At 67.6% G+C, this 18258-nt stretch carries 16 protein-coding genes; 6 read left to right on the forward strand and 10 right to left on the reverse strand.

Features of this window, described 5'->3' with window-relative positions; all coding sequences use genetic code 11:
• Positions 1-33: 33 nt before the first annotated feature.
• The 3 genes from ACQG07_RS06855 to ACQG07_RS06865 are packed head-to-tail and all read right to left on the reverse strand — an operon-like array spanning position 34 to position 2995.
• On the reverse strand, positions 34-1020 hold the full coding sequence (locus ACQG07_RS06855; RefSeq protein WP_426737841.1) for a hypothetical protein: 987 nt from the start codon (positions 1018-1020) through the stop codon (positions 34-36).
• The gene (locus tag ACQG07_RS06860; RefSeq protein ID WP_426737842.1) at positions 1017-1616 is read right to left on the reverse strand and encodes a low molecular weight phosphatase family protein; all 600 of its coding nucleotides are present in this window, start codon (positions 1614-1616) and stop codon (positions 1017-1019) included. Before ACQG07_RS06860 ends, ACQG07_RS06855 begins: the two co-directional genes overlap by 4 nt.
• Complete coding sequence (locus ACQG07_RS06865; protein WP_426737843.1) at positions 1613-2995, reverse strand: polysaccharide biosynthesis tyrosine autokinase; 1383 nt, start codon at positions 2993-2995, stop codon at positions 1613-1615. Before ACQG07_RS06865 ends, ACQG07_RS06860 begins: the two co-directional genes overlap by 4 nt.
• A gap of 151 nt (positions 2996-3146) precedes the next feature.
• Between ACQG07_RS06865 and ACQG07_RS06870 the strand changes: the two genes are divergently transcribed.
• The 3 genes from ACQG07_RS06870 (at position 3147) to ACQG07_RS06880 (ending at position 6491) form a co-directional block, all read left to right on the forward strand.
• The gene (locus ACQG07_RS06870) at positions 3147-3896 is read left to right on the forward strand and encodes a CPBP family intramembrane glutamic endopeptidase (protein WP_426737844.1); all 750 of its coding nucleotides are present in this window, start codon (positions 3147-3149) and stop codon (positions 3894-3896) included.
• 185 nt (positions 3897-4081) lie between these two features.
• The gene (locus ACQG07_RS06875; RefSeq protein ID WP_426737845.1) at positions 4082-5806 is read left to right on the forward strand and encodes a DUF4012 domain-containing protein; all 1725 of its coding nucleotides are present in this window, start codon (positions 4082-4084) and stop codon (positions 5804-5806) included.
• 142 nt (positions 5807-5948) lie between these two features.
• Positions 5949-6491, forward strand: a complete 543-nt coding sequence (locus ACQG07_RS06880) for a hypothetical protein (RefSeq protein WP_194604046.1) — start codon at positions 5949-5951, stop codon at positions 6489-6491.
• A 467-nt stretch (positions 6492-6958) separates the two neighbouring features.
• On the opposite strand, the gene ACQG07_RS06885 is transcribed toward ACQG07_RS06880, so the two are convergent.
• From ACQG07_RS06885 to ACQG07_RS06895, 3 genes are read right to left on the reverse strand one after another with little or no spacing between them, the layout of a single operon-like run.
• Entirely contained in the window at positions 6959-8455 is a 1497-nt protein-coding gene (locus ACQG07_RS06885) for a lipopolysaccharide biosynthesis protein (RefSeq protein WP_426737846.1), read from the reverse strand.
• The gene (locus ACQG07_RS06890; RefSeq protein ID WP_426737847.1) at positions 8452-9321 is read right to left on the reverse strand and encodes a hypothetical protein; all 870 of its coding nucleotides are present in this window, start codon (positions 9319-9321) and stop codon (positions 8452-8454) included. The genes ACQG07_RS06885 and ACQG07_RS06890 overlap by 4 nt, the downstream gene beginning before the upstream one ends.
• The gene (locus ACQG07_RS06895; RefSeq protein WP_426737848.1) at positions 9321-10373 is read right to left on the reverse strand and encodes a polysaccharide pyruvyl transferase family protein; all 1053 of its coding nucleotides are present in this window, start codon (positions 10371-10373) and stop codon (positions 9321-9323) included. The genes ACQG07_RS06890 and ACQG07_RS06895 overlap by 1 nt, the downstream gene beginning before the upstream one ends.
• Positions 10374-10686: 313 nt before the next feature.
• Between ACQG07_RS06895 and ACQG07_RS06900 the strand changes: the two genes are divergently transcribed.
• Positions 10687-11535, forward strand: coding sequence for a hypothetical protein (locus ACQG07_RS06900; protein WP_426737849.1), 849 nt, complete (start codon positions 10687-10689; stop codon positions 11533-11535).
• Positions 11536-11580: 45 nt separating this feature from the next.
• Here ACQG07_RS06900 and ACQG07_RS06905 read toward each other — a convergent pair whose 3' ends face one another.
• Positions 11581-11760, reverse strand: a complete 180-nt coding sequence (locus ACQG07_RS06905; protein ID WP_064296076.1) for a hypothetical protein — start codon at positions 11758-11760, stop codon at positions 11581-11583.
• Positions 11761-11994: 234 nt separating this feature from the next.
• On the opposite strand from ACQG07_RS06905, the gene ACQG07_RS06910 reads away from it, so the two are divergent.
• Positions 11995-12429: a hypothetical protein gene (locus ACQG07_RS06910; protein ID WP_079706833.1), complete on the forward strand. Its 435-nt coding sequence runs from the start codon at positions 11995-11997 to the stop codon at positions 12427-12429.
• Positions 12426-13295 (forward strand): type II CAAX endopeptidase family protein, encoded by an 870-nt coding sequence (locus ACQG07_RS06915; RefSeq protein ID WP_191941669.1) that lies wholly within the window; start codon positions 12426-12428, stop codon positions 13293-13295. The genes ACQG07_RS06910 and ACQG07_RS06915 overlap by 4 nt, the downstream gene beginning before the upstream one ends.
• 151 nt (positions 13296-13446) lie before the next feature.
• Here ACQG07_RS06915 and ACQG07_RS06920 read toward each other — a convergent pair whose 3' ends face one another.
• The 3 genes from ACQG07_RS06920 to ACQG07_RS06930 all read right to left on the reverse strand — a co-directional run bounded on the left by ACQG07_RS06920 (position 13447) and on the right by ACQG07_RS06930 (position 18199).
• Positions 13447-15309: a glycoside hydrolase family 2 protein gene (locus ACQG07_RS06920; protein WP_426737850.1), complete on the reverse strand. Its 1863-nt coding sequence runs from the start codon at positions 15307-15309 to the stop codon at positions 13447-13449.
• A gap of 195 nt (positions 15310-15504) precedes the next feature.
• Positions 15505-16833, reverse strand: a complete 1329-nt coding sequence (locus ACQG07_RS06925; protein ID WP_426737851.1) for an ABC transporter substrate-binding protein — start codon at positions 16831-16833, stop codon at positions 15505-15507.
• Positions 16834-16870: 37 nt separating this feature from the next.
• On the reverse strand, positions 16871-18199 hold the full coding sequence (locus tag ACQG07_RS06930; protein ID WP_426737852.1) for an ABC transporter substrate-binding protein: 1329 nt from the start codon (positions 18197-18199) through the stop codon (positions 16871-16873).
• Between the last annotated feature and the right edge of the window lie 59 nt (positions 18200-18258).

An 18258-nucleotide genomic window follows, 5' to 3' on the forward strand; every position in this document is an offset into this window, starting at 1 on the left:
ACCCCCGGATTGGTGACAAATGTAGGGATAACCCTAGCCCCAGGTGACGCCGCCGTCGCCCGAACGGAGAACGGTGTCGCCGACCCACAACCAGGCTCCAGTCCCGGCGATCGCGAGTGCGGCGGGCGCTGTGACGTCGGCGCCTTCGGCACAACCGACCAGAGATGCGTTCGCGAACGGAGCAGGGATGCCCGTCGTCGCAAGTGCACCAAGGCCGTTGCAGCCGGGCACGCCTCTGGCGACGAACATCAGTCGATCTCCCTCGGTGGCGAGGCCATGCACTCCGGCATAGGGCGTCGCCCCCCACGTTCCCGCGGCGGGATTCCACTCGGCGAGGACGGCGGCGCAGGCGGCCACGGTCCGTGTAGACGTCGAGCTGAGCACGTCCACTGCCGGGCAGGGCAGGCCGACACCCTGACCCGAGACGACGGCAGCGCTATCGTCCGGCGTCAGGTAGCCGACTTCGCCCGGCAACGCGGCATCAGGCGCCCAGGTGTCGCCGGCGTCCTCTGAGGAGAAGCCACCGACCGCGCAAGCGTCGCCGGTGGCTCCGATGATCTCGAGCTCCCCGTCCTCGCCAGTCGTGAGGGCGAGCACCTGGCGAAGGTCAAACGCGTTCGTCGCCAGTGGAGCCCAGCTCGCGCCGGCGTCGACACTCCGCTCGACGACAGCCGACGTGGACGCGCACGCGCCGGCTGTGGCGCGCCACAGCGTCTGGCCATCGATGGTGGTGATGAAACGCTTGCCGTCGACCGCCGTGGCGTCCGTCGGCTCGGCCGAGCCCCCAGGTGACGGCGCGGGCTGGGGCGTCGAGTTGAAGGTGACGAGGGGGCGCGGCGTACGATCGGCCGTCGGCGCCCGGTTGGCCGTGAGAGCGAGCCCGACGAGGATCACGTCGACGATGAGGAAGAGTGCGAGTCCGACGAGGACGAGGACCCGCTGACTGGAACTCAGCGAGTCGCGCCATCGTGGCCGAGCCGGAGCTGACCGATAGGTGGAACGTCCGCGCTTGGTGCTCATCGGCGGTCACCGGACCGCGCCAGGTGCGTGACGATGACCTCGATGAGCGCGTCGATCTGCGCCCCGACCCGTTCGTAGGTTTCGGCGCTGCGACGGTAGGGGTCCTCGATGTCGTCGTCGTCGGCGTTCGCGGGCGGTGGGACGAGACCGCGTTCCGCGGCCACCTCGGCGGCGAGCTCCCAGAGATCGGCGGCGGGCTCGGTCTCCGCGACCAAGCGAGCGAACTGCGGAACAGTGAACGTCACTCGTGAGGCGCGGGGGAGGAGACGGGCGACATCGCTCCGGTGCTCCCGCGTCGCAGTGAGGATGAGATCCGCGTCCGCGACGATGTCCCGATCCAGCTGCCGTGCGACGTGGCCGCTCGGATCTCCGCCGAACCGACGCGACTGCTCGACGACTTCAGGCGGCATGACGAGTTCGGGCTGCGCTCCCGTCCCGGCGCTCGACACGCGGATGAGGTGGCCACCCGCGGTGACGCCGGCAGCATCGAGCCGTGCCTTCAGGAGCTGTGCACCGAGCGCCGACCGGCAGATGTTCCCGGTGCAGACGAACAGCACGGAGAACGGACGGGTGTCCGCCGTCGTGGCGTCGGTCACGCCTTCACGTCCTCGGTGTACCCGTAACCGGCACCGTAGCCGTAACGTGCGTATCCGTAGGCGTCCGGGCCCTTGGTCGGGACCATCGTCATGACCAGACCGGCGACCGAGGCGTTCACGTGCACGAGCGCCTCAAGCGCACCCTTCAGCTGGTTCTTGTGGGTGCGTCCTGCGGCGACGACCACCAGTGCGCCGCCGGTGTGGCGAGCCAGCAGAGCACCATCCGTGACGGGCAGGAGTGGCGGCGCGTCGATGAGCACGTAGTCGAACTGCTTCTCGAGACCGGAGATGAGCTTCTGCATGACGCTCGAGCCGAGGAGCTCGCTCGGGTTCGGCGGGATCGCGCCGGCAGGGAGGACGGTGAGCGCACCGCGACCCCATGGCTGCATGGTGTCCTCGAGCGTCGCGCGACGGATGAGGACGTCGCTGAGGCCGACGGCCCCTTCAATGTCGAAATAAGTCGCGAGCTTGGGTCGACGGAGGTCGGCGTCGATGATGATGACGCGGTGGCCGGCGTCCGACAGAGCAATCGCGAGGTTCGCCGCCGTCGTGCTCTTGCCCTCGCTCTGGATCGATGAGGTGACGACGTAGCTGCGCGGCTGGTCGGTCACATCGAGGAACTGGAGGTTGGTCCGCAGGCTGCGGAAGGATTCGGCGCGCGGGCTCTTCGGATCGGCTTGGACGATCAGTGGGCGCTGCTTCGCCTTCGGGTCGAAGGCGATGCCGCCCATCAGCGGGATGTCGGTCACGGACTCGACATCACGCTCATTGCGGATGCGGGTGTCGAGCGTGGTGCGGAGGACCGCGAATGCCACTCCCAACGCCACGCCGAGGAGCGTTCCCATGGCCAGGTTCAGCGGGACGTTGGGGCTGCCTGGCTGGGTCGGGACGTTGGCCTCCTGCACCCGCGTGAGCTTCACCGGGCTGGAACCACCGTCCTCCGAGCTCTCGATCTTCGCGACGACTCCCGTGAGGCTCTCCGCGGTGGTGTTCGCGAGTTCGGCGGCGAGCACCGGATCCGCATTGGTCGCAGTGATCTGGATGATCGTGGTGTCCGCCGTCGAGGTAGCGGATACCTGCCCGGCCAGCTGGCCCGCGGTCATGTCGAGTTCGAGCGCCGCGATGACGGGCTGCAGAACGATAGGCGTACTCACGAGGTTGACGTAGGTCTTCACCCGCTGCTGCGAGTACGTGTTCCCCTGGGTCAGCTCGGACAGACTGTCGGTCGCCTGCGTCGAGACGAAGACCTTTGCCGACGAGCTGTATTCCGGCGTCCGCGACAGCGAGTACAGGGCGGAAGCGGCCAACCCCGTCAGCGCGAGCGCGAGGATGAGGACCCAGTACTTGCGGAGGATACGGAGATAGTCACTGAGCTCCACGCGGTGGCTTCCGTTCGATGAGGAGGAGAGCGGTTCACCCTGCTACCAAGGCGTGCCCCGAACAGGGCGTTGGGAGCCATGCTGCCACAAACCGACGCCTGTTCCCGAGCGACCGTGTCATGTGCGCGGCCGATTGCCGTAGTTTGCTCTCGTGACGATCCCAGACGAGACCACGCCGCGCGACGATCAACAGACGGCGCGGACGCGTCTCGTCATCGCGACGATCGGACTCGTCGCGACCGCCGTGATCGCGCTGGGGTTCCCAGGCGGAGTGCGGATCGTCGGGCCGTTCTCGCCGCTCGGTGGCTACCTACTCGTGTGGCTTCCACTCGTGCTGGCCTTCGTCATCGTCCTACTCGTCCCCAGTCTGCGCCCGACGGCTCCGACCGCTGTCCGGTGGACCATTCGCCCCATCGACCTTCTCTGGGGTGCGGCTGCCGGCCTCCTCCTGAGGATCATCGTGAGCTCGCTCGAGGTCCTCTCCTATGGCGGGCTTCCTGCCACAGCTGGGAACACTGTCCCCCTCGCGACCGCTGACGACGTGGTGTACGTCGTCGTCGCGTTGCTCTCGGTGATCCTCGTCGCGCCGGTGATCGAGGAGACCTTCTTCCGCGGACTCGTCCTCCCGTCGATCATCGGAATGCTCCGCGGCGGGCGATGGATCGCCGTCGCGATCAGTGCGTTGCTCTTCGCCGTCCTGCATCTCCTCGCCGTCACCACCGTCGCCCAGGCGATCGTCGTCGGGGTCGGAACCCTGCTCGTCGGGCTGGGCGCGGGAAGCCTCGCGGTCCTGACCGGTCGGCTCGGGCCCGCGATCGTGGCGCATGTCGTGTTCAATGCGTCGATCCTGGCGCTCGGTCTGTCCGCCGTAACCGGCGGCACCGGCGTCGTGATTGAATAACCCCCATGCCGGCACCCGAATCCGACAATCGTCGTTCGCCTTCCTCAAGCCCGTCGCGAACCTCCTCCAGGGGGTCCGGAAGCCGGGGAGCCACGAGCGCGCGCTCCCGCGCTCGACGACGGGAGAATGCGGACCCCGAGCGGCTGCGTGCTCGACGCCGGAGGACCGCACTCATCGTCTCCGGTGTGCTCGTGCTCTTGTTGGCGGCCGTCGCGTGGATCGGTGTACGCGCATTCCTCGCCAAGGGGGAGCTGGAAGCGGCGGTGCCTTTGGCCCAGCAGGTCCGCGAGCAAGTGCTCGGCGGAGACGCAGCTGCTGCGGGCAAGACCGCTCGTGAGCTCGCATCCCATGCGAGGGAGGCTGCCGCGCTGACGAGCGACCCGATCTGGCGCGCCGCCGAGATCGTGCCGTGGATCGGGCCGAACCTCGCCGCCGTCCGGAACTTGGCGGGCGCGACCGATGAGGTTGCAGTCGGAGCGATCGCTCCGCTGGTGAACCTCTCCGGATCGCTTCGCCCCGATCTGTTCAAGCCTGTTGACGGTGCGGTGCCGCTGCAGCCGATGATCGATGCTCAGCAGGACGTCCGCTCGGCCGACGATGCTCTCGAGGGCGCGGCCAAGCGCGTCCGAGGGATCGACCAGGCCAGCCTCATCAGCCAGGTGTCGTCGGCAGTCGACCAGCTCGGGCCGGTCCTCACCGAGACCGCCGACACGGTTGATGCGGCGCGACGCGCGATCGACCTGCTGCCGACGATGCTCGGCGCCGACGGGCCCCGCAACTACCTGATCATGTTCCAGAACCCGGCCGAGCCGCGTGCGAGCGGCGGCAACCCTGGCGCCCTGGCCCTGATCGGCACGGACGGGGGCCGCATCTCGCTCCTGCAGCAGGCGACATCAGGCGATTTCCCGCGGTTTCCAGAGCCAGTCCTGCCGCTGTCGACAGAGACCGCAGGGATCTACGGCAACATCACCGGCCGCTTCATCCAGGACGTCACGCTGACACCTCGGTTCGACGTGTCCGCAGAGCTTGCGGCGGAGATGTGGTCCCAACGCTTCGGGACCCGCGTCGATGGCGTGCTCAGCGTCGACCCGGTCGCCCTGGGATACCTGCTCGCGGCGACGGGACCGATCGACCTTCCCTCGGGTGATCAGCTCACGACCGAGAATGCCGCGGATCTCCTGCTGAACCAGGTGTACCAGCGCTACCCCGCCGGCGCCGAGCAGGATGCCTTCTTCGCGGCAGCGTCGGCATCGGTCTTCGACCGCATCTCGACCGGCAACTTCGACGCCACGAAGCTGGTGGCGGCACTCGCCAAGTCGGGCGACGAGCGACGGGTTCTGGTGTGGAACGCCGCTGAAGCGGAGCAGGTGCTCCTGGCCGGAACCACGTTGACCGACATGCTCCCGACCGAGGAGCAGCGGGCGGACGCCTTCGGCGTGTACATCAACGACACGACCGGCAGCAAGATGGGCTACTACCTCGATGTGGAGACCCAGAGCGGCCGAGCACAGTGCGGCGCCGGAGGACAGGTCTTGGGTTTGCGTCTGAAGATTACGAACACGGCTCCGGCCGACGCCGCAACCTCGCTGAGTGACTACATCACCGGTGGCGGCCTCTATGGCGTCACGCCTGGCAACTTCAACTTCAAGGTCGCGGTCTACTCTCCTCCAGGGGCGTACACCGAGGGAATCCAGCGCGATGGCGCGGATCTCCCGGTCCAACCAGCACTCGACGGCGATTTCCCACTGTCCCAGTTCCGACTCGAACTGGCGCCTGGTGAAAGCACGACGATCGACGTGGCGGTGTCGACATCCGGCGTGTCGAAACAACCTTTTGTCGTCTCGACCCCCAAACTTCATCTTTCTGAAACACAACAACTGGCGGTCACCTGCAAATTTGCCGTACAGTGATGCGTGTTGTCGGGTTTGAGCCGTTTTCGGGGGGTATCAGCGCCGGCGCAATATTCTTCGTCGCAACGCCGCTGGTTGCGACGGTAGCTACAGCTATGCCAGTACTGCACTGATCAACGACCAGTCTCCAAGGGGAACCCACATGCTCAAGAAAATCACCGCGGTCTTCGCGCTGGCCCTCGCTGGCCTGTTCATCGCCCCGGTCGCAGCGAACGCTTCGTACGTTCCCGGCGCCGACATCGTCGTCACCGGCGACGTCACCCCCGGCGGCACCTTCGTCGTGACCTTCACGGACGGCGCGTTCCAGCCGAACGAGGACGTCTCGCTCGCCCTGACCGGTGAGAACGCAACCGGCGCCACGCTCGCAGCCGTCGACACCAAGACGCTCGTCAAGACCGCCTCGGCCACCGGCTCGGTCTCCCTGACCGTCACGCTGCCCACCAACGCGACCGGCACCTACACGGTCACCGGAACCGGCCTCTCCTCGCAGATCATCGGCACCACCACCGTCACGGTGAAGGCTGCTGCTGCAGGTGGTGGCTCCGGCAACGGCGGCCTCGCCGACACCGGTTTCAACACCCCGGCCTTCCTCGTGTGGGGTGCTGCCGGCGCAGTCGTCCTCGGCGCAGCGCTCATCGCGGTCTTCGTGATGATCCGCCGCCAGCGCGCAGGCGTCGCAGCGTAACCACGACCTCTGGTCACAACCAACGAGCGGTCGGTGCTTCGGCACCGACCGCTCGTTCGTGTATGCCCCTGGGCGAATCGCCGCCGATGACGCGCGGACCAACGTCGTGGGGCCAGGCGATCCATGGCTCGCTGACTTCCCAGACCGGGATCGAGGCGCCTCTTGGGTCGTCTCACGCACCTTGAGGGGCGGAGCGCGACCTGTGGTCGCCTGCGTGCACTTCGAAGCCGTCGGCCGGCCGCTCTCTGAGACCTTCACCGGAGCACGCAGCTTGGCCTTCGTTGACTGCTGAGCACGAGGAGCGATGGTCTCGTCGATCGGATGCGGTCGAGGCGCACGAGAGCGGGCGCCGTGCGATCGGCACGTGTGCTCGATGAGCATTGCTGCGGGCTACCGTGAAGGTGACCTAGCGTCCGCGCGCCTCCCCGTCCGAAGGACTTCGCTTCAGCGAGCCGAGCTGTTCTCGGTCACTCGGCTGTGCGCGGGCGGTTCAGGAGACGTCTGACGATCGGACCGATGATCTGCCGGAGTACCGTTCGGTTCTCCGGTCCGGCGAACAACCAGACCAGCAGCGCGTACAGCAGCGACGCCACGATCCCGAGCGGCACAGCGAAGGTCCAGAACGCGTGGTCCCCACGCGCCCAGTCAGTCTGCTGGAGGAACGCCACCCCGACCACGATCGGAACCATCGCCGCGACACACCGGAACACCTGAGCGAGGTAGCGTCCGACGGGGAGGCCGATGAGCTTGTGCAGGATGTGGATTCGCACGGGCCAGGTGACGATCCGGGACCAACGGGACAGCGCGACCCCCCAGATGCCGAGCGGAACCAGGGCGAAGACGAGGGCCACGCCGACGATGTTCTGGAGGACGGCGACCCACAGTGCGACGTCCGCACGTCCGATAGCGAGGAACGCGCTTCGGTCGAAGTACATGACCGCTCCGAAGGCCCAGCCGCAGGCGAGGATCCACATCAGTGGAACCGTCTGGTCCCACCCCGGGCCGAACGCGAACGGAACGATCTGCACGGCGAACACCGCCACGAGCCCGAAGATCGGCACCCCGATGGCCGCGGACGCGAACGTCATCTGCAGGAAAATCCGGTTCAGTCGCGGCAGGTCGTCCTGGACTTTCGAGAAGGTGGTCAGCGTGACGCGGGACATGACCGTGGTGACGAGTTCGATGAGGATGGTGCCGATCCGCTGCGCGAGATAGTAGTAACCGAGGACCTCCGTGCTGAAGAACGCGCCCACGATCAGCTTGTCGATGTTCTGTTGCACAGCGTCCAGCAGCCCGATGCCGATGATCCGCAGCCCCATCGACCACATGGCCCGGAGCGATGTGAACGAGAACTCGAGACTCGGCCGCCACGAGGTCGCCGTCCAGAGGATCAGGACGGACGCCGCGCTCGTGACCAGGGTCTGAGCGACCAGTGCCCAGACGCCGCCTCCGCTGAAGGCGATGATCACCGCGACGGCGGCCCCGCAGATCGCGCCGCCGACCTGACGGATCGCCAGCGACTTGAAACCGAAGGAACGCTCCAGCAGGGCAGCCGGCACCTGCGCCAGAGACGAGACCGGAAGGCTGAGGCCGAGGACCCGCAGGACATCGACCAACTGGGGCTCGCCGAAGAGGCCTGCGAGAAGGGGAGCGGTGAAGAACAGCGCCGCGTACAGGAGGAGGCTGAGCGTGACCGACGTCCAGAACGCGGTCGACGTGTCCTTCTCTCCGAGCTCCTTCTTCTGCACCAGGACGGTGACGAAACCCGACTCCACGAAGACCTGCAGGATGGCGATGACCACCGTGGCCATCGACACCAGGCCGAAGTCGGCCGGGGAGAGGAGGCGCGTCAGAACCGCGATGACCACCAGGGTCAGGACGCGGGAACTCCACCGTTCCAGGACGATCCAGCCGATCGACTGGGTCGCCTTCTTCCGGAGACCGTCGCTTTCGCCTTCGCTCATCGTTTCAGCGCACGGACCAGTCGGTGGGCCACGCGGCCGCCGAGTCTCCTGACATCGTCGAAGACCGCCAGCGGGCCGAACGCGGACCACCAGGTCGACAGACGACCGCGGGACGGGGTGATGGCGAACTCGCGGATCATTCGAGCATCGAGCGGACGGGCGATGCCGGAGAGCGACTTGCCCGAGTGGTTCTCGCCGGTGTCCACGTGGTAGACCGCGCCGGGGTAGGGGAGGGGTTGGAGCGGATGACCGTGCTCCCGGTACCAGGATTCGGCGTTCCGGTGTGCTCCCATGATCTCCGAGAGTCGTTCCCCGTAGGCGTCGGCGATGTCCTCCTGAGACGCTTGCTCGGTCAGCTCGGCCGGTACTCCATAGGCCGCGAACGGCACGATGAAACACGTCCCGCACGTGCGGTTGAAGTCGGATCGGGCGACATACGCGTTGCGTGCCCGCGAGTACATCCATCCGTCGTGGATGACCCAGCCGCCGTGATCGGGATTCGCTTCGACCGTTGCGGCCAGGTCACGGTGGACGAAGTCGTCTGCATCGAAGATCATCACGTGGGTCGGATCGTGCCGTGCTGCGGCGATGAGACCGATTCCGAGCTTCGTCCCTTTGTCCCAGACGAAGGGTGCACGGGCGGTCTGAGCGCCGGTGGCAGGAGCCGGCGCTGCGAACTCGACCTGCACGAACTCGGTGCGCGCGGGGAGTTCGAACTGCGGACGCCGGTTGCCGACGATGACGACGACATACTCGTCCGAGGTCTGTTGCGTGATCGACCGGAGCGTCTCCTGCAACAGGAGTTCGACCCGTGCGTAGTCGACGGAGTTCTGCGGATGGCGCAGCGTGGTGATGAACGCGAGCATCAGCGGGTCGTCAGCTGCTGGACGATGGCCCGCGCCTCGGTCGTGTCGACGGCGTAGTTCGCGGTGGAGAATCGACCGGTGTAGTCGTCGAACACGGCGCCTATCTTGCGGTAGTTGTTGTCGAGTGCGACGTGGGGGATCCCGAGGAGCAGCGCCAGCACGTGCGCGTGCAGGCGGTCGACGACGACGACGTCGGCGGCCGCGTACCACCGGAGGGCGCCCGTGATGTTGATCTCGTTCAGTGACACGATCAGACGCTTGACCAGCCACTGCGGCAGCGTCGGCGTCCAGTGGAGTTTCCGACGGACACGGATGAGGAACTGGTGGAGTTTCATGACCCGACGGGCGACTCGGTAGCGGACGGCGAGCCAGCCTTCGCTGTGCCAATCGGTACTCGTGACGTGCAGGCCTGCGCCCCAGTCGTCGTCGACGTCGTGGAGCCCCGACATGGCCTCCTTGTCCTGGCGCGCGATGACCAGCAGATCGTGGCCACGTGCCGTGCGACGCACGTGTGGCGGATCGAACCCGAGAGCCATGTCCTGGCAGAAGACGGGCCGCAACGAGGGCAGCTGCTTCGCCGCTCGTTCCATGGAGAGTGAGTCGCGCAGCAGGAGGTGGAAGTCGGGATGCTTCCCGATGATCTCGTCTGCTTGAGCCGCGCGGGTTTCGGAAGCGAAGAAGATCGACTGGGACAGCTGCACGATCCGGTACTCGGGGAGCTTTTGGACGATGCGTTCGCGGTGATTCTGATGACCGGTCCACAGATCTCCGAAGTTGCCGCCACCGTGCAGGAGCACCACCCCCGACGGCATCGCTTTGCGCAGCGCCTCGGGATCGAACGAGGCGATGTCCGACACGTATCTGATCCGTAGACCGAGGCGACGGAAGTACGCCATCTCGCCGGCCCAGATGAGCGAGTCTCCGACATTGGTCTGGTTTGGAGCATCGAGCAGGGCCACATCGACGACATTCCCGATGGCGGCGCGGAGCGTGTCTTCCGTCGAAGCCCGCAGCGACCGCAGGTACTCGGAATCGGGGTGGCTCAGTCGCACGCTTTCCTCGTTTCGATGTCGTGACATCCGCGTGCGCGCCTGCTGCAGTCGATGAGCTGGTCCTCGACTGGGAGTCGCGGACGCTGCGATGCTGTCCCCTGGACGGGGCTGTTCCTTGCGGATGGAGACCCTCGCGATCATCCTACTGATAAGCCGTCAGACGTTGAACATCGCCGCGGGCACCGCGCGGAATGGTGCAGGGGCGTCGCCGAAGGTACTGCCCGGCGTCCGTGTCGGGCAGGGCGCAGCCGACCCGACCTGACAGACTCTCCCCACCAAACGTCAAGCTCCGCCTCACGGAAACGGCCATCACATGACCAACCTCAACGTCTGGTGCCTCAGCGGCCTCGGCAACCGTGTCCGGTCCCTCCTCGGTGCGCGGGAACTCTGCGAACGCCACGGCTGGGGGTTCTCCTACACCTGGGACGACCACTCCGCCGCGCTCTCCGCAGAGCTGGACGACCTGTGGGAACAGGATTTCGAGCGGACGTCGAGGACCGCGGCGACGCTCCGACGGTTGCCGCGACGAGACTTCCTCTCGGGTGACCAGCGGACCTGGCCGAGCGGCACCGAGGAACGGCGGTGGATCGACCTCAAGACCGGTGACTACATCGTCGACCGGGACGGTGAGCGGTTGGACTGGGGCAAGCAGCTCCGGGCGCTGCGGCCGTCCGCCGCGGTCGTGCAGCGGCTGCGGTCGGCGTCCGACGAGATGGGGACGCAGGAGTACGTCGGTGTGATGATCCGAGCGCACGAGGCTTCACACCCGAAGACCAAGGAGTTCTCCCCGGTCTCCTGGTACGAGCGTCGGATGCGCGAGCTGCTGGAAGCCAGGCCGAGCCTGCGCTTCTACCTCTCGTGCGACGTCCCTGAGGTCGCCGAAGCGCTCGTCGCACGCTTCCCTTCAGGCATGACCCAGCAGGACAAAGGTGGATACAACACCACGGTCGGGACGCAGGCCGCCGTGGCCGACGTCTACATGCTCGCCGCCTCGTCGGGGATCCTGCGACCGTTCTGGTCGAGCTTCACGACCATGTCGAGCGAACTCGCCGACCGGGCGTTGTTGCTCGAGGATTCGCAGTCGGACGAGACGCTGACGACGAAGACCCTGGTCCCCAGGGCCCCGGACGTCCTGCGGCCCTGGGAGCGCGAGCGGACCTGAGCCATCCCGGACGGCCTCCGGCCGCCGTTTCGTCGTTCCCGAACCCTACGCGTCGTCGCTCGGGTGGTCGGGGTCCTCTTCCTGGTTGAAGTTCGAGGCGTCGGGGTCGTGACCGACCGCGAGGCCGTCCTCGCTGTTGGGGATGGTCTGGTTCTCGCCCAGGCCGCCCGGCTTCGGCGTTCCCTCGCTGCTGTTCTGGTCGGTGTCGTTCGTGTCGTTCGTCATGGAGACAGATTAAGAGGTACGCGAGCGCGCGTGAGCAGGCTTGACAGGGTGCCTGGGCGACGGTTCTTGGCCCTTCGACAGGCTCAGGGACCGGGAGGAGGGCTCAAGGACCGAGGTTCGTGCGGAAAATGGACAGTCCGGGACATACCTCCCTTCCGGGGGACAGGTGGTGGGCAATACAGTTCCAGCAGCCTGGGTCCGGTCGTCGGACCCTCCACGACCGAAACGAGCATCATGGCTACGACCGCTGGTACCAAGACCGCCCCCACGCCGATCGTCATCTCCTTCTGGCTGTGGGTCGTCTCCGCCGTCCTCTCCGTCATCTCCGGCGTCACCGCCGCGATGTCGGCCGGAACCGTCGCCGAGGCCGCAGCCGAACAGTCGGCCTCGGGAGGCGTGCTCTCCTCGAGCGTGCTCCTGATCTCGACCGCCGTCGGCGCGTTCATCGTCGGCGCACTCCACGTGCTGTTCGCCTTCTTCATGCTCCGGGGTCGCAACTGGGCTCGGATCGTCCTCACCGTGGTCGGCATCCTCTCCGTCCTCGGCTCGATCACCGGGCTGATCGCCCTCAACCCGCTCTCCTTCATCTTCGTCATCGTGACCGTCGTCGCGATCGTCCAGATGTACGTGCCGGCAGCACGCGAGTACTTCGCCGCGAACAAGCGATGAGCGACCACTCCGCTGCACCGGCGGAGACCGCCCTGCGCCCGGGCTCGCGCCAGGAACGTGCCGAAGCCCGCCGCGCCGAGGCGCGCCTGCCCTACGCACCCTCGCCTGACACCCGGTGGGGTACCCCGACCGCGCTGGTGACCTTCGTCGCGATCATCGCGCTCCTCGTCGTCGTCGAACTCGCGCGGACCTTCGGCGTCCTGTCCGGCGAGGTCGGCACGATGATCATGTGGATCATCTTCGACGGCGGCATCCTCGTCGCCCTCGCGATCGTCTGCCGCACCTGGGGAAGCGGGTCCTGGGCGAAGGACTTCGGACTCCGCTTCCGCTGGTTCGACGTGTTCATCGGGCTCGGTTCCGCCGTCGGCATCCAGCTGATCGGCGGCATGATCGGCCAGTTCGTCATCGCCCTCACCGGCGAGACGCCCAAGTCGAACATCGCCCCGCCGTCGCCAGAGCTCGTCTGGGTGCTGGTGAACACCGTGTTCGTCACCGCGATCGTCGCCCCGTTCTGCGAGGAAGCGCTCTTCCGCGGGCTCCTGCTCCGCGGATTCCGGAACACGATCCTCCGCGGACGGACGACGAACGGCGTGCGCCGAGGTGCGGCGACGCCCTCGACCGCCCGACGTCGCACCGCGGCCATCGTCTCGGTGGGAGCGAGCGCACTGATCTTCGCCATCGTCCACCTCTATGAGGGCTGGGGCAGCCCGGTCACCATGGTGACGCTCGGACTCACCATCCTCGTGCTCGGCACGGTGAACGGTGTCTACGCCGCGTCGACCCGACGCCTCGGACCAGGCATCTGGACGCACGTGTGGTTCAACACCTTCACGGTGCTGCTGACGCTGGCACGCAGCGGCAGCTGAACCCGGGCACCGGTCCCGGGGCGAAGCGGGGAGCCCGTGGGCCCTTCGACAGGCTCAGGGACCGGCAGGGGCTCAGGGAGCCGCGGAGGCTCAGGGACCGGCGGAGGCTCAGGGACCGGCGGAGGCTCAGGGACAGGCGGGGACCGGCGGGTCAGGAGGCGGCGGGGCGGACGCGGCGCTCGTAGGCGGCGTCGGCCGCGAGGACCGCACGCACCCGGGCCAGGTCGAACTTCGGGTTGCGATCGAAGTCGTAGATGCCGTTCTGCTCCTGGAACGTGTCGGTGAGCTGCGTGTAGCAGTAGCCGAACATGTTCTCGTCGTCGGTCAGCACCCGGACGAGCCCCGCGAAGCGCTCATGGAACTCCTCGACCGACGCCACCCGCGCGCCATAGCCCCAGGAGTCACCACCGGTGTCCGCCGCCGCGAGCTCCGCGTTCCACCAGATACCGCCGAACTCCGAAACGAAGAACGGCTGCCCCTCGTACGGCAGGGAGATGGTGCGGCCGTCCTCGAGGTTCGTGAACGGCTCACCGTCTGCGATCCCACCCTGCTCGACGGCGAACGCCGCCGGGTCCTGCTCGTAGGAGTGCGCATCCCACACGTCCGTCTCCCGTACCCGGTGCGCGTAGCCCGAGGCGTCGATCACCGGGCGACTCGGGTCGATCAGCTTCGTCGCGAGGAACATGCCGCGCGTGACGTCGTCGAGGACGGTCACGCGGTCGTGCAGCGTCTGGTGCGTCTCGTTCAAGGGGCACCAGCCGATGATCGACGGATGGTTGACGTCGCGCTTCAATGCCTCGATCCACTGCGTGATGAACGACGCCGTCGGGCCCTGGTTGTGACCGACCGTGCCCGCGCCAGATACGCCCCAGTCGCCGAACTCGCCCCACACCAGATACCCGAGCCGGTCCGCGTGATAGAGGTACCGCTCCTCGAACACCTTCTGGTGGAGCCGCGCACCGTTGAACCCGGCGTCCAGCCCGAGCGTGATGTCGGCCACGAGCGCGTCGTCGTCCGGCGCGGTCATGAGTGAGGACGGCCAGTACCCCTGGTCGAGCACGAGCCGCTGGAAGACGTGCTCGCCGTTGATCAGCACCGCGGTGCCGTCGATCGCGATACTCCGCAGCCCGGCGTAGCTCGAGACGCGGTCGGTGACGTCGCCCGCACCATCGCGGATCTCGATGTCGAGGGTATAGAGGAACGGGTCGGCGGGACTCCATAGACGCTGCTGGTCCGCCGGGACCTCGAGCCGCACCGACGGCGACATCGTCGAGCCGAGCTGCGCGGTCTCGCTCGCGACGACGACATCGCCGGCGGAAAGGGTCACCGTCGCGGTCGCACCGGCGGCGTTGCGACTGGGGATGAGCGTGCAGTCGAAGCGCGCGGCGACCGCATCGGGGACCACCGTGAACCGACGCAGGTGCAGCTCGTCGACGGCCTCCACCCAGACCGTCTGCCAAATCCCCGTCGTGCGGGTGTAGTAGCAGTCGGTGTTGCCGTACCAGGTCGCCTGCTTCCCACCGGCCTTCGGCTCGTGACGGGTGTCGCGGGCGCGAACCACGATCTCCAGCTCCTGGCCCGGCTCGACCGCGCCGAGCGGCACGCGGATCGGCGTGAAGCCACCCCGATGCCGCATCGCCTCGACCCCGTCGACCCACACGGTCGTGTCGTGGTCGACGGCACCGAAGTGCAGCACGCCGTGCTTCCCCTGCCAGCCGGCCGGCACCGTGAACCGCGTGCGGTACCAGACGGCCTCCATGAAGTCGGTGTGCTCCACGCCTGACGCGGCCGACTCCGGCGCGAACGGGACGAGGATGCGGTCGGTCAGCTCGCGGCCGAGGAGCCCGCGCTCGAGCCCGCTGTCGCCAGCATCGATCTCGAACTCCCACAGGCCGTTGAGGTTGACCCAGCCATCACGGACGAGCTGCGGCCGGGGGTACTCCGGGCGCGGCTGCGGCGTGGAGTCGGCGCGGCCGCTCGGCAGCGGGGCGGGGAAGAGGAGAGGGTGCGTCATGGGTGTCGTTCCGATGCGTCGTGATGGGTGGAGGTGTCGTCGGGGCCCTTCGACAAGCTCAGGGACCGGGGGTGGGGCTCAGAGACCGAGGGCGGTTAGGCCCTTCGACAGGCTCAGGGACCGGGGGTGGGGCTCAGGGACCGGGAGCGAGCTCAGGGGTCGAGGGGGCTGAGCCTGTCGAAGGGCGGGGAGTTGCTACCGGGCGTCGTCGACGGCCTTCGTCAGCTCGGCGACGAAGGCTTCAGCGGCCTCCTTGGGCGTCGTCTTGCCGAACTGGACGTCCTGGTTGTAGCGGCCGAGGATCTTCTCGCTGTCGCCGCCACCGACGGGCGTGATCGCCGGCGGGGTGCCGGACTCCTCGCGCGCGGCGTCGACCACGCCGGCCACGATGCGGTCCGTCGGCGTCAGGTCGGGGTCGATCGCCTTCTGGAAGTCTGGGTTCGCGGGCATGCCGCGCTCGGTGCCGAATAGCTTCGCGACCTCGGTGTCCGTCGTGAGGAAGTCCACCAGCAACGCCGCCTCAGCGGGGTGCTCGGACTTCGACGAGACCGACCAGTACATCGACGGCTTCAGGTACTGGAATCCCTTGGATGAGTCCTTCGCCGCCGGGAACGGCAGCAGGTCGAGCTGGTGGTCGGGCGCAGCGGCCTGGAAGGCGGTGAGCACCGACGACGGCTGGAAGGTCATCGCGACCTTGCCCGTACTCATGTCCATGAGGTCGATCGCCACACCGTTGCCCTCGGCCAGCTGCGAGGCGCTCGGGGCCGCGCCGCTCTCGATCTGGTCGAGCGCGTACTGCCAGTAGCTCTCGACGACCTCGGGCTTCAGGATGACCTTGCCGTCCTTGTCGTAGATGTCGTTGCCGTGCTGCCGGGCCCACAGGGTGAGGGTCGGCATGTCGCCGCCGAAGGGGGACATCCCGTGGACGGCACCGCCCGAGGCTTCGGTCACCTGCAGGGCGACCTCGTTGAGCTCGTCCCAGGTCCAGGTCGTCGCGTCGGGTAGCTGGATCCCGTACTGCTCGAAGATGGACCGGTTGACCATGAGACCGACGGTGCCGACACCGATCGGCACGCCGTACAGCTCGTCCTTCACCTTGCCCTGGTCGAGCACCTCGGCACTGAGGTCGGAGGTGTCGAGGAACTCGTCGAGCGCACCGAGGTCGGCGAGGGCACCGCGCTGGGCGTACGAGGCGAGGTAGAGCTGGTCGAACTGCATGACGTCGGGGGCGTCTCCGCCGGCGACCGTGGTGGCGAGCTTGTCCCAGTAGCCGCCCCACTCGGTGGACTGACCCTTCACGGTGATGTTCGGGTACTTCTTCTCGAAGAGGTCGATGGCCGCGCGGGTGCGCTCGTCGCGGGCCGTGGCACCCCACCAGTTGAAGGTGATGGTGACGTCCTCGTCGCTGAGGGCCGCGTCGCCGTTCCCACCGCCGACGGCGCAGCCGCTGAGGGCGAGCGCCGAGATGGCGGTTGCGGCTGCGAAGCCGAGGAGACGGGACCGGGATCGTGGTTGGCGTTGCATGATGCTCCTTTGCATGGGTGGATCGGTTGGGAGGGGCTCAGCTCGCGGCGCTGATCGCCGTACGGAGTTCGTCGATGTAGGCCTTCGCGGCCTCGGCCGTGGTCTTCCTGCCGAACTGGACGTCCTGGTTGTAGCGGGCGAGCATGGACTCCGCGTCCTCGGCACCGACCGGCGTGATGCCGGGTGCATCGCCCGACAGTGCGGTCGCGGACTCGATCGCATCGGCGACGATCTGATCGCCGGGCGTGAGGTCCGGCGCTACCGCCTCCTGGAAGGTGGGTGTGGCCGGCATGCCGCGCTCCGTGCCGAACAGTTTGGCGACGGCCGGCTCCGACGTCAGGAAGTCGATGAGCAGCGCCGCCTCGGCAGGGTGCTCGGACTGCGACGAGACCGTCCAGTACATGGACGGGCGGACGTACATGTAGCCGTCCGTCGCGTCCGCATCCGCCGGGATGGGGACGAGGTCGAAGGCGCTGTCGGGCGCGGCGGCCTGGTACGCGGTGACGAGCGCGGACGGCGCGAAGGTGAACGCGGTCTTCCCCGTCGCGATGTCGGAGAGGTCGAGCGCCGAACCGGCCTGCTCGGCCAGTTGCGATGCGGTCGGTGCGGCACCGCTGTCGATCTGCGCGAGCGCGTAGTCCCAGTAGTCGGTGAGGACCGACTCCTCCAGGATGAGCTCGCCCTCGGTGTCGTAGACGTCGTTACCGTGCTGCCTGGCCCACAGGGTGAGCGTCGGCATGTCCCCGCCGAAGGGGGTGATGCCGTGCACCGCGCCACCGGATGCTTCCGTCACGGCGAGTGCCGTCGCCGTGAGGTCGTCCCAGGTCCACGTCGTGGGATCGGGGAGGTCGACGCCGTACTGCGCGAGGACGCTCGTGTTCACGAGGACGCCCGTCGACCCCACGCCGGCCGGGACGCCGTGCAGCTTGCCGTCGACCCTGCCCTGATCGAGGAGCGGCTCGGGGAACTCCGAAGTGTCGAGGACGTCGGCGTACTCGTCGACATCGGCGAGTGCTCCGCGCTGCGCGTAGGAGGAGAGGTGCGTCTGGTCGAACTGCATCACGTCGGGTGCGTTGCCGCCGGCGGCGGTCGTGGCGAGCTTGTCCCAATACCCACCCCACTCGGTGGACTGGGGCTTCACCGTGATGTTCGGGTACTGCTCCTCGAAGAGGTCGATCGTAGCGCGCGTGCGCTCATCGCGCGCACTCGCGCCCCACCACGCGAACGAGATGGTGACGTCCTCGTCGCTGAGGGACGCGTCGCCGTTCCCCCCGCCCACGGCGCAGCCGGTGAGGGCGAGCGCGGAGACGGCGGTGGCGGCCGTGAAGCCGAGGATGCGGGAGCGGGACCGTGGGTGGCGTCGCATGGTTCTCCTTCGAGAGGGATGGAACGGATTGGGGATGGGCCCTTCGACAGGCTCGGGGA

It is taken from the genome of Plantibacter sp. 2H11-2 (genome assembly GCF_050031945.1).
Lineage (GTDB): Bacteria > Actinomycetota > Actinomycetes > Actinomycetales > Microbacteriaceae > Plantibacter > Plantibacter auratus.